The 15761-nt window shown below is 37.9% G+C and carries 15 protein-coding genes; all 15 read right to left on the bottom strand.

Annotated elements, in window-relative coordinates; all coding sequences use genetic code 11:
- Positions 1–121: 121 nt before the first annotated feature.
- On the bottom strand, positions 122–2476 hold the full coding sequence (locus ACW6OJ_RS04040) for a cell wall-binding repeat-containing protein (RefSeq protein ID WP_456095838.1): 2355 nt from the start codon (positions 2474–2476) through the stop codon (positions 122–124).
- A gap of 283 nt (positions 2477–2759) precedes the next feature.
- Complete coding sequence (locus ACW6OJ_RS04035; RefSeq protein WP_456095837.1) at positions 2760–5072, bottom strand: cell wall-binding repeat-containing protein; 2313 nt, start codon at positions 5070–5072, stop codon at positions 2760–2762.
- Positions 5073–5228: a hypothetical protein gene (locus ACW6OJ_RS04030; protein ID WP_456095836.1), complete on the bottom strand. Its 156-nt coding sequence runs from the start codon at positions 5226–5228 to the stop codon at positions 5073–5075. It lies immediately after the preceding gene.
- Positions 5229–5429: 201 nt separating this feature from the next.
- On the bottom strand, positions 5430–7022 hold the full coding sequence (locus tag ACW6OJ_RS04025) for a cell wall-binding repeat-containing protein (protein WP_456095835.1): 1593 nt from the start codon (positions 7020–7022) through the stop codon (positions 5430–5432).
- A 274-nt stretch (positions 7023–7296) separates the two neighbouring features.
- The gene (locus ACW6OJ_RS04020) at positions 7297–8241 is read right to left on the bottom strand and encodes an alpha-hydroxy-acid oxidizing protein (RefSeq protein WP_456095834.1); all 945 of its coding nucleotides are present in this window, start codon (positions 8239–8241) and stop codon (positions 7297–7299) included.
- Positions 8242–8324: 83 nt separating this feature from the next.
- Positions 8325–9263, bottom strand: coding sequence for an AEC family transporter (locus ACW6OJ_RS04015; protein WP_293433245.1), 939 nt, complete (start codon positions 9261–9263; stop codon positions 8325–8327).
- Between the two features lie 88 nt (positions 9264–9351).
- Positions 9352–9927, bottom strand: a complete 576-nt coding sequence (locus ACW6OJ_RS04010) for a hypothetical protein (protein WP_412427260.1) — start codon at positions 9925–9927, stop codon at positions 9352–9354.
- A 2-nt stretch (positions 9928–9929) separates the two neighbouring features.
- The gene (locus ACW6OJ_RS04005; RefSeq protein ID WP_293433248.1) at positions 9930–10199 is read right to left on the bottom strand and encodes a FoF1 ATP synthase subunit delta/epsilon; all 270 of its coding nucleotides are present in this window, start codon (positions 10197–10199) and stop codon (positions 9930–9932) included.
- Positions 10199–11599: a F0F1 ATP synthase subunit beta gene (gene atpD / locus ACW6OJ_RS04000; protein WP_455105041.1), complete on the bottom strand. Its 1401-nt coding sequence runs from the start codon at positions 11597–11599 to the stop codon at positions 10199–10201. The genes ACW6OJ_RS04005 and atpD overlap by 1 nt, the downstream gene beginning before the upstream one ends.
- Before the next feature lie 10 nt (positions 11600–11609).
- On the bottom strand, positions 11610–12608 hold the full coding sequence (atpG, locus tag ACW6OJ_RS03995; RefSeq protein ID WP_456095833.1) for an ATP synthase F1 subunit gamma: 999 nt from the start codon (positions 12606–12608) through the stop codon (positions 11610–11612).
- An 18-nt stretch (positions 12609–12626) separates the two neighbouring features.
- Positions 12627–14129, bottom strand: coding sequence for a F0F1 ATP synthase subunit alpha (gene atpA / locus ACW6OJ_RS03990; protein ID WP_456095832.1), 1503 nt, complete (start codon positions 14127–14129; stop codon positions 12627–12629).
- 18 nt (positions 14130–14147) lie between these two features.
- Entirely contained in the window at positions 14148–14690 is a 543-nt protein-coding gene (locus ACW6OJ_RS03985; protein ID WP_293433331.1) for a F0F1 ATP synthase subunit delta, read from the bottom strand.
- Positions 14683–15189, bottom strand: coding sequence for a F0F1 ATP synthase subunit B (gene atpF, locus ACW6OJ_RS03980; protein WP_293426650.1), 507 nt, complete (start codon positions 15187–15189; stop codon positions 14683–14685). Before atpF ends, ACW6OJ_RS03985 begins: the two co-directional genes overlap by 8 nt.
- Positions 15190–15224: 35 nt before the next feature.
- Entirely contained in the window at positions 15225–15476 is a 252-nt protein-coding gene (gene atpE, locus ACW6OJ_RS03975; protein ID WP_456095839.1) for an ATP synthase F0 subunit C, read from the bottom strand.
- 67 nt (positions 15477–15543) lie between these two features.
- The coding region (locus ACW6OJ_RS03970) for a F0F1 ATP synthase subunit A (protein WP_456095831.1) at positions 15544–15761 on the bottom strand (218 nt) is incomplete at its 5' end.

Genomic DNA, 15761 nt, shown 5'->3' with positions numbered 1-15761 from the left:
GTTCATCATCACTGTGTTCAAATGCCCCCTCTTTATACTGTTATGTTAATTTACTTTTTTTGTTTTACTTACATTAGAGCATTCATATGTCATGCAGTTTCAAAAATCATATTAGCAAATATTATTTAATTAGGCTTTCAAGTATACTTGAAGGTATGTATTTTTCTCCTCCTATGGCAGTAATCTTTGTTATACCTATATTCTTTATATAATTTTTCACAACTACATTATTATTTTTATTTCTAGATACCAATAAAGTTGGCTTGTTGTACTTACCAGATATAGGTGATATAACTAGAGCATCTGCAAACTCTTCACCTGATGCTATAAAGGCTTCCTTACTTCCCCTAAACTTAGACCTCGCTATAGCCACTGATGTCTCATACCTATCCTTGCCAGCCATTCTTTCCTCAACCCTTGGAAGTTTAGCTTCTGTAGCCTTTGAAATAGTATTTGTTCCACCTGCTATATAAACACTATTGATTTCAAGATCCTTAATTGCCCTTTCAACCTGGATTGGTAGAATGTCCTTTTTAACTAGAAGGATTGGGTAACCATCTCTTGATGCAAAAGTTCCTACAGATAAGGCATCTGGGAATACTTGGCCTGAAGCTACAACTCCAATATGTTTCTTTCCTGTAATTCCAACCACTCTTCTCGCCACTTTTTCTGATGTCTCATACCTGTCAATTCCAGCTATTCTCTCTACATTCTTATCCTTATCAAAGGCCTTTAAGTCTTCTCTTACATTTTCAGATATAGAATTCTGACCTCCTACTATGATAACCTCCTCAACCCCAAGTCTTTTTAGCTCATATTTAACTCTAGAGTCAAGCCTGTCAGTTGGGTTAAGCAGAATCGGTGCATCCTTTAGTCTTGCTAATACTGAGGCTGTCATTGAATCTGGGAATAGGTCCTTCCTAACAATTACAGCAGTCTTGGCCTTATCATAGGTATTTTTTGAAATATTTATTGAAGTTTCAGTCCTGTCGTTGCCATCTATCCTACCAGGATCTGAACTACCTGGCTTTTTATTTACCTTAAAGCTATATGATATTAAATATGGCATGTTTGTAGGAGCTGCTGAGTCTTTTCCATTATCACTTTGTCTAGCAACATAGTAAAGGTAGACACGATCATATACATCCTTAACCTTATGGTAGTCTTCATTTGGATAAGGATTGTCTGGATCACATGGATTTTCCGTCACCTGATGTGGTCTTGTGCACCTTCCTGAACAAGACTGGTTATCTAGCGGTGATGCTGTTGGCACCATGCCCACCCTTGGACTACATGGCTGGTCTGGATCAGGATAATAGTCTAAATCAGGAGGATCTGGTCTATTTATTCCCTCTCTTGAAAGGGCCCAGTCAAAATATCCACCTATAGTACCACGTAAGCTAACAGTCGTTCCAGGACTTACTGTATCTTTAACATATAGTCCAGAAATAGATACTTTAACATCGCTAGCATCCATGCTTCTAATTTTTTCTATTGTTTTCTTCCATAGCTCAGGTTTACCACGTAGGCTCTCCTTTAACATTATATTTATAACCAACTTCTTCTTCGTAGCTGAAAGTGGTTCTAGTTTGGATGTAAGTACAAAATCCTCAAACCCGTTAAGCTTTATCTTTGCATCCTTAGCTTCAACTTCATTTGGTATATCAAGTGTATATACTACCTGTGAGTCAATTATACCCTTCATGTCATTATATTTTACTTGTATATTATATTCATCCATTCCACCCCTTGTCCTATCAAGAGTGTATCCCATAATATAGCGTTTAAGCCAAGATGCATCCATTGAAAAATCTAATTTTACTTCATCACCTTGCCTGTATTCTCCAATTTCACGAGAGTCTGAAGAGCCTGTCCTCTTAAGATCACCGTAAACCATCTGCTTTGTTGGATCTTTAATTTCAGCTTGACTTAAAAGTTCTGTTTCACTAAATCCAAATGGGTTTTCCATCGCTGGTATACGGTCTGTAGGCTTCAAATTCCTACCCTGAAAGTAGTCTAGCTTATAATCTCTATCCATCATAAGCCCAAAACGGTAGAATTCGCTCACATTCCTAATATCAACGCCTGCATACGTTTTCGTAATACCTACACTTGGTAGATAGTTTATATATCCGCACTCAACGTTTCTATAGTCTATATTTAAGACATTTGATTCAGCTAATTTTGTTTCATTTGGTCCCAGTAGATACTTAGGAAATACACCTGCAGACTTGAAATAAGCATTATACATTATTCCCCAGCCATAATCTGTAGAGTAGTGTACACTCCTATTTCTTCCATGGACAATCTTCTTTTCTAAGTCTGCCCAATAGGTATTCTGTATTACCTCTTCTGGCGTATGTATTATACTAGGCTTACCATCTGGCCCAATATCAGTTAGACTTGATAAGGGTCTACCCTCCTTGTACTCATGCTCTACGGCGCTAATACTAGTTGCAAATAGACCTAATGACATGATTATTGCCGTTGAAAAACTAATTGTTTTTATAAATATCCTTTTAATAGTGATCCCTCCTTTAAAGTGATAGTTTAAAATAAGTTGATAAATTCCTTATACTTCAACCATTTATATTATATCATGTTTTTTAAATTTAAAAGTATATATATACAAAGAATTTAATTTTATTTTGTCGTATTTAAATATATAATATTCTATTTTTTATATAATTAATTTAAAATTAAAGACTCTCTAAATAATTCCTTAGAGAGTCTTTAAATATCTTCTTATTTTTTATTTTCTATCTAACTAAATCTTCTAATACACTATAAGGTATATATCTTTCTCCACCTATAGCTGTAACAGCTGTCAGCCTATTATCCTTAATATAGTTTTTAACCACTAGGTTGTTGTTCTTATTTCTTGATACCAATAATGTTGGTCTGTTGTACTTACCAGATATTGGTGAAATAACTAGGGCATCTGCAAATTCTTCACCTGATGCCATATAGGCTTCCTTGCTTCCCCTGAACTTAGACTTAGCTATAGCTACTGATGTTTCATACCTATCCTTACCTGCCATTCTTTCTTCTACTCTTGGTAACTTGGCTTCAGTTGCTCTTGATATAGTATTAGTTCCGCCAGCTATATAAGTTTTTTCAATTTCTAGGTCCTTTATGGCCCTTTCAATCTGTACTGGTATAGAATCCTTCTTAACCAGAAGTATAGGATATCCATCTCTAGAAGCAAAAGTTCCTACTGATAGGGCATCTGCAAATACCTGGCCTGAAGCCACTACTCCTGTATACTTCTTGCCTGTTATACCAACTACCCTTCTAGCTACCATTTCAGATGTACCATACCTGTCTACACCGGCTATTCTTTCTACATCTCTGTCCTTATCAAAGGCTTTTAGGTCTTCTCTAACCCTATCTGATATAGAATTGTGACCTCCTACTATAATTATCTCCTCTGCACCTAGTCTCTTTATTTCATCACCTACTCTTGAATCCAGCTTATCAGTCGGGTTAAGTAGTATTGGGGCATCCTTTAATTTCGCCAATACTGAGGCTGTCATTGAGTCTGGGAATAGGTCATGTCTGACTACGATTACTGTCTTAGCCTTATCATAGTTCTTTTTAGAAATATTTATAGCTGTTTCAATTCTATCAGGACCATCTATCCTACCTGGATTTGGTCTTTCAGGGTTTTCTGGTCCCTTTTTAACCTTAAATGTATAAGATATTAGACGTGGCTTATCAGCAGGTCCACCCTGGTCCTTGCCACTTGGTTCCTGTCTAGCTACAAATGATAGGTAAGTACGATCATATACTGTATCTACCTTACGTCCTAAACTTGGAGCAGGTCCACAATCGTCTGGTGTTCCTGGACATGGATTATCACTTGGTCCTGGGCATGGGCTATCACTTGGTCCTGGGCATGGGCTGTCATCTAATGGTGATGAAGTTGGAACATTTCCTGCAGGTGGTGGCGGTGCAACAGGAGATGAACCACATGGTGTTCCTGGTATAGTGCCGCCTGATACGTCACAAGCACTCACACGTGAAATCGCCCAGTCCTGATATCCTCCTATAGTTCCTACTAGAGTTACATTAGTCTCTGGTCTTGCATCAGCCTTAACAAATAAGCCTGATATCGATAACTTCACCTTACTTGTATCTAGATTCTTTAATCTTTCTATAGTCTTCTTCCATAGTTGAGGTTTACCTCTCAAGCTATCCTTTAATCTTAGAGTCATTACCAGCTTATTCTCTGTTGAAGAAACAGGCTTGACTTGATGTGAAAGTTCAAAATCTTCAAGTCCACTAAGCTTAACCTGTACATTTCTCGCCTCTAGCTCTTTTGGAATACTAAGTGTATATACAATTTGAGAGTCCAGCTTGCCCTTTGTCTCATTATATATCTTCTGAACAGTTTCCGCTGAATGCATACTACCCCTAGTTTTATCAAGAGTCATACCCATTATAAAGCGGTTAGTCCACGAATCATTCATGATGAAGTCTAGCTTTAACTCCTCGCCCTGCTTATACTCACCGATTTCAGTAGAATCAGAAGACCCTGTCTTCATAATATCCCCATAAACCATTAGCTTTGTTGGGTCCTTGATCTCAGCCTGGCTCAATAGGTCCGTCTCCTTAAATCCAAATGGATTGTTTGCTGCTGGCACAGGATCTGTAGCACTCTTGCCAGTGTAAGACCCAGAATTAGCATCATCACCAAGTAGGTATCCAAGGCGATAAAAATAATTTAAGTACCAGTAGTCATATCCTACATAACCAGAATAGGTTTCTGTTATACCTGCACTAGGTAAAAACTTAACGAAACCACCGGATCCTGTAAATGCAAAATCAATATTTTCATCCTTTAAGGCTGTCTCATTTGGCTTTAGTACGTACTTAGGAAAAACTCCAGTAGAACTAAATTCAAGATTGTCTACAATATCATAACCATCATTATGGGTCCAGTTTACACTCCTATACCACCCTGAAACCTTTCCCGGCTCCAGATCAGCCCAATAGGCCTTCTTTATCACCTCAGCAGGTGAATAAAATATTAGACCGTCATCCCCATGATATTCAGATAAACTAGGCAATTAATTTGTTATACTAGGCTCTTCTACCTCTTCTGCAAAAGAATTCACTGTACCTGCTATTAGGCTTAGTGACATCAGTAAAGCCGTAGTGATGCAAGTTGATTTTTTAAATATCCCTTTAATAATCTTGTCCTCCTTGTACTTTTTTTGTTTCATAATGAATAAAAATTCCTTATAACCCGATCATATATATTATAACATTGTTTTTTAATTTGAAAATATATATTTTCAAAGAATTTAATTATTTTTAAATATAATATGTTATATTGTATTTAAAAAATAATATTCGTCTATATAAAATAAAAACTCCCTATATATTTATATAGAGAGTTTTTATTTATTATATGTTAATTTAATTTATTTAACCAGGTCTTCTAATACCCTATATGGTAGGTACTTGTATCCACCTATAGCTATTATATTCTTATAGCCCGAGTCCTTTACATGTCTTTTTACAACATTATTACTATTTATATTTCTTGATACCAATAAAGTCGGCCTATTACACTTGCCTGATATTGGCGATATTACTAGGGCATCTGGGAATACCTGGCCTGAAGCTACTACACCAGTATTCTTCTTACCAGTAATTCCAACCACTCTCTTAGATAACATTTCAGAAGTTCCATACCTGTCAGCTCTTGCTATTCTTTCAACATTCTTATCGGTATCATATGCCTTCAGTTCTTCTCTTACCCTTTCAGATACAGAGTCCTGCCCACCAACAATGATTACTTCCTCAGCACCTAGTCTCTTTATTTCATCTCCAACTCTTGAGTCTAGCTTGTCAGTTGGGTTAAGTAGGATTGGCGCATCCTTTAACTTGGCCAATACTGAAGCTGTCATTGAATCAGGGAATAGGTCATGTCTAACTACTATGACTGTATTTGCCTTGTCATAGCTATTTTTAGAAATCTTTATTGCAGTTTCTATCCTATCCCTACCATCTATCCTACCAGGTATTGGCTTTTCAGTACTAGATAGATCTTTCTTCACCTTAAAGGTATATGATATTAAGTTAGGTTTATCATTTGGTGCTCCAGCATCTCTTCCAAGATCACTCTGTCTAGCTACGAAGGGAAGATATATTCTAGTATAGGTTTCATCTACATAATAAGTACCCTTTGATGGCTCTGCTATTGGTGAACTAACTGGTGGCGGTGTAAGGATTATATCTGAACTTGCCCAGTCTAAATAACCACCCAGGCTACCTCTTACACTGATATTTGTACCTGCTTGCGCACTAGAATTTACAAATAATCCAGAAACTGATACCTTTATTTTACCCATATCTATCTTCTTAAACTTATTTATAAGGTCTCTCCAAGCTTCTTCTTTTTCCCTAACATCTTTCTTTAATCTAAGACTTATTAGGAGTTTCTTTCTGCCAGAAACTTCAATTTCATTTTTTTCAAGCTCAAAATCTTCTAATCCATTTAGGCTTACAGATGCACCCCTCAAATCAACCTCATTCGGAATATCTAGTGTATATACTAACTGGGAATCTATCATACCCTTTTTATCATCATATATCATTCTGTATAGTTCATCAAACAAGTCTCCTTTAGTCATAGACAAGGTATCACTCATAAAGTAGCGTTTAATTGCTGAAGCATCTACTGAAAAATTCAGCTTTATTTCATCCCCAACCTTGTACTCACCTATTTTTCTTGAGTCTGAATCACCACTTTCCTTTATATCACCATATACAGTTATTTTTCTTGGATCCTTAACTTCCTCTTCCTTTAGGACATCTGTTTTCTTCAATCCAAAAGGATTCGTCACCGCTGGTACCTCATCTGTTGGCTTCATATTATTATTACTATAGTATGAGTATGGCAAATCAGCATCCTTGCCAATTAGATAACTATAACGGTAAAAAAGATCTTTTGCTATAATTTTCATACCTAGTTCTGACTCTGTTATTCCTGAGCTAGGTATGTTTCTCACAAAGCCACCTGAATAATCAATATCAAATTTTTTAAGTGACGTTTCATTAGGCTTTAATATATATTGTGGTAGTACTCCATAAACTACCATTTATAGATATAATAATTTTCAGTATACCATCGTGTTATTAAATTAATTATCTTCATATTTATTTTAATATTTTCTAATTTTTATATTATATAATCATTTGTGGACTTTTACTACAACTACTCAAAAAAAGACCCAAGCAAAAGCTTGAGCCTTGTAAATACCATATTTTATATAATAGGCTTATCTATATATACAATATACTTGCATCAAATGAATCTGTATCCTTAACGCCTGTATACATCATCATTTCTGATAGCTCCTCATTCATTCTTTCAACCTTAGTAACTACACCATCCCTGCCTTCCTTAAGAAGTGGTGCTAGTATACCCCTTCCTACTGATACAGCGTGGGCACCTAGTGCAAGTGCCTTGTAGGCATCATAGCCCGTATCCATAGAGCAGTCACAGAATATTGTTACACCGCTACCTTCTAAAGCATCTACTATCTGCGGAAGTACCAAAATTGGTGGTATACCAAATGGTATTCTTCCATGGTGGTGAGAAACTACTATTCCCTTACAACCAGCATCCCTAGCCTTGAGTGCATCCTGAACTGATAGGACCCCCTTGGCTATAAATGGTATGCCTGCATGGTCTACATACTTTTTCAAGTCCTCCCCCATTACAGGTCCCATAGGGTAGCCATCAACTACATCATACTTACCATCGGTCCCTGGAACGTGGTCTATATCTACACCAACCGCTACCGCACCTGTCTTCTTGGCAAAATCTATCTGGTTAAGTATTATTTGGTGATCAGCGAATGGCTTTATTATACGTATTGTGTCCGCTCCAACTTGGCTAATCTCTTCATATTCATCATCTGGCTCCATTCCAACCCAGTTTAATAGACCCATATCCTTGGCTGCCTTTGCATACTCAACCATTGGCTTCTTTCCATCCTTACCTACCTTGTTTAGGTGGGAAAATGCAGGCATCATTATCGGTGATGAATACTTTCTTCCAAAGATCTCTACTGATAGGTCTGGCTCAACTGAATCTATTACCCTCATTTCGACTAGGATACTATCTAGGTAGTTCCTGTTGTGTACATTTGCATCCTCTGCCTTACCACTTGTTACCGGAATCAGTCCCTTAGGACCTGGCCATGGGCTCTTTATTTCACTCATAATATTACCTCTAACTTTCTCTAATACTGATTACTGAAAGACCTAAGGTCTTTTAATCCCTTTAAAACCTACAAATACTTCCCCTAAAATGGCCTAAATACTGTTATTAATGTATATGCTACCAGTGTTATAAACATATAAACTGATATAAAGGCCGACATAAAGCTTTCCTGGTCCTTGCCGTCACATAGGGCTGACAACTGAAGTGGAACTGGAAAACCAGTTGGGCACATAAAGTATAGCAATACTGCTGTCTTAAAATATGGATTGGCCATCAGGCTCGGGAATACTAGGAAGAAACCTCCTATTATCAAACCACATAAGACTAACCTAATCACAACAAGTGATAGTAGGGACTTTAGGATAGATAAATCCACCTTTAGGTCATAGCCAAGTGTAAATAGGATTATTCCCGTAATCGGTGCCAATACAGCATTGATAGTATTATTGTATAGATTTACCACTTCCATAGATTCCATAATACCATATAGGCCTAAGAGGTTGGCTAATACACCCAAGATTACAGCCAATACAAAGGAATTGGTAAATATATTCTTTAGTAGACCCTTTGAATCCTGGCCTGTATTTACCTGCCTAGATACCAATATTGGAACTAGTCCAAAATTAATAATTATACCTGCCACATCAAATGTTACTATATTTAGGGCATAGGCTGATCCTACCAAGGTAATATATAGGGGTAGGGCTACATTTCCTCCCTCACATGTCATCAATAGGAAAGGTACTAGCTTCCTATATCTTTCGCCTATATACCTAGACATAAACCTTCCTACTAGGTAAACTAGGATCCAGGCTATGTCTAGAAATACTATCTGCTTCAATAAATTGACAGATAGGTCAGATACGAATATTACGTGAAATATTAGGGCTGGAAATAGGATTTTAAATACTATCTTTTTAGCCCCCTCTTTTTCGTCCCAGTTAATCCATTTTTTACTCCTGGATAATATGCCTAGGAACATCATAAAAAATACTGGAAACAGAGTTTCTATTACTTTCATCAAGTCCTCCACAAAATATATAAAATAAACGCTGACACGACAAAACTCCCACTTGGAGAATCGTCATAATCAGCGTTACTTTAATCTTTTAGTCTGGAATTAGCTCAAACTTAGCTATTCTCCAAGCTCCATCTTTTATTTTTACTAGCCACACCTTTTCTTTTTTATTTTTGTATAGCTTTTTACCAGTATCCTTATAGTCCTTATTACCATATTCTCCATACATATTTTTTGCCTTCTTGGTATTGAAATAACTTATATTATATGTAACCTCGTATAGGACTGTGTCTTCTAGTGGGAATGTTTCTATACTGCCATCCCTCCTTGGGAAGGTGATTGGCTTACCCTCATAATCCAGTTCTCTTTTAGAAACCATCTTCATACTCTTTATATTTTTAACCATCTGGGATGTAATCCTATGACCTGGCTCCCCCTTGTCATTGTATAGCTCCCATCTTAAATATGGCTTCTCACTTAGTACTAGAAAGGGTATATTCTTGCCCATTCTCTCATCTAATGAACTATAGTAATTGGCTATTATGTTCTCTGGATAGATTTCATCTAGCGGAACCTTAGCATCATGTTTTTTTGACATTGCATATAGTCCGAAGACTGTAGCTAGTAGAACAAACAAAATAATAACTACCCAATGTCTAATTTTCATTATTAAACCTCATTTTCGCACCAGGTAGCAGATTCAATAAGTATAACTGTCTCTGTATCTGCATTCACAGTTACAAAACCTCTACCTATTTCAGCTGTCCTGAAGCGACCCCCGTCTTTTTTGATTCTTAGCTTGCCTTCCTTGATACCTGCAACAATCGGTATATGTCCCTTTAGTATAGCCCTATCTCCAACCGTAGTTTTGAATATGGCCATATCTACCTGGTCTTCATAAAAAGTGCTGTCTGGAGTTACTACTTTTAAACTAAACATTAGTTAGCACTTCCTTTCGCCTTTCTAACTGCATCTTCAATCGTACCTACGAATAAGAAAGCTGATTCTGGTAGGTCGTCATGCTTACCTTCCAGTATTTCCTTGAAGCCCCTGATAGATTCCTTGACTGGAACATATACACCAGGTATACCAGTAAACTGTTCACCTACTGTAAATGGCTGTGACAAGAATCTCTGTATCTTTCTGGCCCTAGCAACAGTTACCTTATCTTCTTCTGATAACTCGTCCATACCCAAGATAGCAATGATATCCTGTAGCTCCCTATACCTCTGTAGTATTGACTGCACACCTCTGGCTACCTCATAGTGTTCCTTACCAACTATATTAGGATCTAGAACTCTTGATGTAGATTCTAGTGGGTCAACCGCTGGATATATACCTAGAGATGATATCTGCCTTGACAATACGGTCTTTGCATCCAAGTGTGAGAATGTTGTCGCTGGTGCTGGGTCAGTCAAGTCATCGGCCGGTACATATACCGCCTGGACTGAAGTGATTGAACCCTTCTTAGTCGATGTTATTCTCTCCTGTAGGGCACCCATCTCTGTTGCCAAAGTTGGCTGATAACCAACGGCTGATGGCATACGTCCTAGTAGGGCAGACACCTCAGAACCCGCCTGAGTAAATCTGAATATATTATCTATGAATAGAAGAACATCCTGCCCTTCCTGGTCTCTGAAGTATTCAGCCATTGTAAGACCTGTTAGGGCAACCCTCATTCTTGCTCCTGGTGGCTCATTCATCTGACCGAATACCATGGCCGTCTTATTGATAACTCCTGACTCAGTCATTTCACCATATAGGTCATTACCCTCTCTTGTTCTCTCTCCAACACCTGAGAATACAGATATACCACCGTGTTGCTTGGCTATATTGTTAATTAGCTCCTGAATTAGGACTGTCTTACCAACACCTGCACCACCGAATAGGCCTATTTTACCACCCTTTAGGTAAGGGGCAAGCAGGTCAACTACCTTTATACCTGTTTCCAATATTTCTGCCTTTGTTTCTAGTTCATCATAGGCTGGTGCTTCCTTATGTATAGGAGAAAGGCTAACACCCTCAGGCATAGGCTTTAGGTCTATGGCCTCTCCTAAAACATTGAATACCCTACCCAATGTTTCCTTACCAACTGGAACTGATATAGGAGCCCCTGTATCTACAGCCTCCATACCCCTAACTAGTCCATCAGTAGCACTCATGGCTATACACCTTACAGTGTCATTACCTATGTGTTGGGCTACTTCGGCAACTATTTTATCTCCATTTTCTAACTTTATTTCTAAAGCATTTAATAGGTTAGGTAGATTTTTTTCATCTTCAAACCTAATATCTAGTACAGCTCCGACGATCTGTACAATTTTTCCTATATTTGCCATTTTTTCCTCCTTACTTTAGGGCTTCTACACCACCGCTGATTTCAGTTATTTCCTGAGTTACGGCGCTCTGTCTAGCCCTATTGTAGCTAAGCTCTAAGTTTTGAATCATTTCATTTGCATTATCTGTAGCTGATTCCATGGCAGTCCTTCTTGCCCCCTGTTCAGAAGCATATGACTCCACTATGGCCCCATTTATCGTCCCTGTGATATAGGTAGGTATCAAGAATTCAAGGACACTCTTTGCTGAAGGAAGATACTGGACCTTGGCTCTTGAGCTAGCTTCTGTCTTCTTGAACTTATTTACAAATTCTTCTGCTTCCCTGGCTTCTTCCTCTCTTCTTTCATATCTTTCACGAAGGATTTCTTCACTAATGAACACATTAGGATCATTCTCCTCCTGCTTTTCCCTATATCTTTCACCGCCGTATTCCAGTGGCTGGTCAAAAACCAAAGGCAATAGCTTAATAGCCCTAGGCTTCTGAGATAAGGCAGATTCAAATTCAGTATAGGTAAGAATGACTTCATCTATTTGGCCATCTTCATACATCTTCATCAGCTTGTCTGTGATTGCCCTTACCTCTTCATACTCATACTTTTCTGCTGATTCAATCCTATCTATTATATTTACATCTCTCTTGGAAAAATGTTCATATGATTTTTTTCCAACTGTTATTACGTAATCTTCAACTAACCCCATATACTTCTCTGCTTCTTTAAAAGCATTTGAATTATATCCACCTGCCAGGCCTCTATCTCCGGCAATTACTATATGGCACCTAGCCTTTAGGTCTCTAGCCTTTAAAAACTGACTATTTATACCCTTAGTATTCACCGAAATATTAACTATAGTTTCATACATGGTATTGAAGTATGCACTAGAGTTTTCTGTGGCCTGCTTAGCTTTTCTCAGTTTTGATGAGGCTACCAGATGCATGGCGTTAGTAATCTGCTTGGTACTATTTACGCTGGCAATACGATTTTTGATTGCCTTCATTCCAGCTCCTGCCATTGTACGCCTCCTTTAAAATTATACTTCTGATTTGAATTTAACCTTAAACTCTTCAATTGCCTTTGTAAGTTCCTCGTTAAAGTCCTCAGCCTTTAGTATCTTTTCAATTATTTCTGGGTGTACGCTATCCATATAGCTGTATAGTTCTGCTTCAAACCTCTTGATATCTTCCAACTCGATATCTGCTATTAGGTTGTTGATTACTGCGTATATTATAATTACCTGGTTTTCTACTGTTATAGGATTATGTTCATCCTGTTTTAGAACTTCCACTATTCTCTGTCCCTGAGCAAGTCTCCTCTTAGTATCTTCATCCAAGTCTGAACCGAACTGAGAGAAGGCTGCTAGCTCTCTATACTGAGAATATGCAAGCTTCAGTGTACCAGCTATCTTCTTCATAGACTTGATCTGGGCAGACCCACCAACTCTTGACACTGATATACCAGGGTCAACGGCTGGCCTGATACCCGCATAGAATAGCTCTGGCTGTAGGTATATCTGACCATCTGTGATCGATATTACATTTGTTGGTATATAGGCAGCAACGTCACCAGCCTGTGTTTCTATAACTGGTAGGGCTGTCATTGATCCACCACCCAAGTCATCAGATAACTTGGCAGCTCTTTCAAGTAGTCTTGAATGTAGGTAGAAAACATCACCTGGGTAGGCTTCACGGCCTGGTGGTCTCCTTAGTAGTAGGGACATTTCTCTGTAGGCAACTGCCTGCTTAGAAAGGTCATCATATACTATTAGCACGTGCTTCCCATTATACATAAATTCTTCACCTATGGCAGCGCCTGCGTATGGAGCTAGATACTGTAATGGTGCAGATTCTGATGCTGTAGCTGACACTACTATTGTGTAATCCATGGCACCGAACTCTTCTAAAGTTGAAACCAACTGGGCTACAGTTGACCTCTTCTGGCCGATTGCTACATATATACAGATTACATCCTTGCCCTTCTGGTTGATAATTGTGTCAGTAAGTATGGATGTCTTACCTGTCTGTCTATCACCTATAACCAATTCTCTCTGACCCCTACCAATTGGTATCATTGAGTCAATTGACTTGATACCAGTCTGTAATGGTTCAAACACTGACTTCCTACTCATGATTCCAGGAGCTGGATACTCAACTGGTCTTGTCTTGTCAGTTATTATATCTCCCTTACCATCTATTGGCTGTCCTAGGGCATTTACTACCCTTCCTATCATAGCCTCTCCAACTGGTACTTCAACTATCTTCCCAGTTCTCTTTACTATGTCACCTTCCTTGATACTTGAATCATCGCCAAGTATAACGGCACCAACAACCTCTTCTTCAAGGTTAAGGGCCATACCGTATACCTTATTAGGGAATTCAAGTAGCTCACCTGACATGACACTTTCAAGACCATATACACTTGCTATACCGTCACCAACGCTTAATACGCTACCAGTGTCGGTAAGTTTTATCTTATTGTCATAATTCTTTATCTGACTTTTTATTATGGAACTTATTTCCTCTGGTTTTAAATTCATTGGTTCACCACCATTTCCTTATGATATTACCTGGGATAGGGTATCCTTTATATCGTCTAGCCTAGACTTAATGCTACCATCTATCTCTTCATTACCTATTTTCACAAGGGCACCACCTAGTATGCTCTCGTCTATTTCGTTAGTTAATCTTATAGTTTTATTATATTTAGCAGAAAGCTTGCCCTCTAGTTCAGCCAACTTGTCTGGACTAAGTGCTATAGCAGTTATTACCTTTCCTTCTGCGACATTATTCTTTTCGTCCAACATCTGCTTGTATGACTTTACTATTGAATCTAGCTCAGTTGTCCTTGTATTCTCTATCAATACCATCAAAAAATTTCTTGTATTCTTTGATAGCTTGTCTGTGAATAGCTTGTCTGCTATATCCAACTTTTCGTCCTTACCTATAAAAGGGGACCTCAATACATCATATAAGTCTTTGTTGTCTAAAATAACTTTGTTTAAATCTTCTATCTCTGAATATACCTGGGAAAGTTGATTTTCTTCTTCTGCTAATTGAAATAAAGCCTCTGCATATCTACTTGCAACCTGACTAATCATTATTAGCTTCTCCTACTTCCTTAATAAAGTTATCTATCAAATCTTCGTGCTTAGCCTTGTCTATATCTTTTTCGATAACCTTTGATGCCACCAAAACAGCTATCTCAGAAATCTCAGACTTAATATTGTTAAAGGCCTGCTCTTTGTCTTTTGCAATTTCACTGTTTGCCTTTTGCTTGATATATTCAGCTTCCTTATTGGCTTCTGAAATTATGTTGTCAGACTTTTCTTCTGCCCTCTTTCTAGCAGAGTCTACAATCAACTGACCCTCATCACGAGCATCCTTGACCTTATTTTCATATTCTGACTTTAATTTCAAGCCCTCTTCCTTGGCTCTCTGACCCTCTTCAATATCGTTCTTTATGTCAGCCTCTCTGGCATCCATTACATTTATAACCTTCTTAAATAAGATTTTTCTCAATATCAAGAACAATACTAGCACATTGATCAAGGTAAAGAAAAGCTCATATGTCAAGCCTACTAATGGCTTAAATTCCATACTTGTTGCCTCCTATCTTTAGCTGTATTCTTCGATTACATCTTTATCCAAGGGTTAACAAATATTAGTATAATTGCTATTACTAGACCATATATAGCTGAAGACTCTGCAACGGCCTGGCCTAATAGCATAGTTGATATGATATCACTCTTTGCTTCTGGCTGGTTGGCCACTGCCTCTGCTGCCTTACCTGCTGCAAAACCCTGGCCTGCGCCTGTACCTATACCTGTTGCTACTGCTATACCAGCGCCTATCGCTGAACCCGCTATTGCTATTGCTAAACTCATTCCTTCTAACATAATTCTTTCCTCCTAAAATTTTCTAATTTCCATTATTGTATTAATTTACTTTTAACTATTCCTGTGTTGCTCCACTTACAAATACCATTGTTAGCATTATAAATATGAAGGCCTGTAATGAACCTGCGAAAAGGTCAAAATACAGATGTAGTGGAACTGGTATCAAAAATTCCCCAATTGGTATCTTTAAAGACGGTATCATACTTGAGAAGTACTCTAGCATCTGGTAGAACAATGACATTATTATTGAACCACCCAAAATATTACCAAATG

It is taken from the genome of Peptostreptococcus sp., from assembly GCF_977045075.1.
The sequence above is the reverse complement of the archived record's forward strand: the minus strand, read 5'-3'. Positions and strand labels throughout refer to the sequence as shown.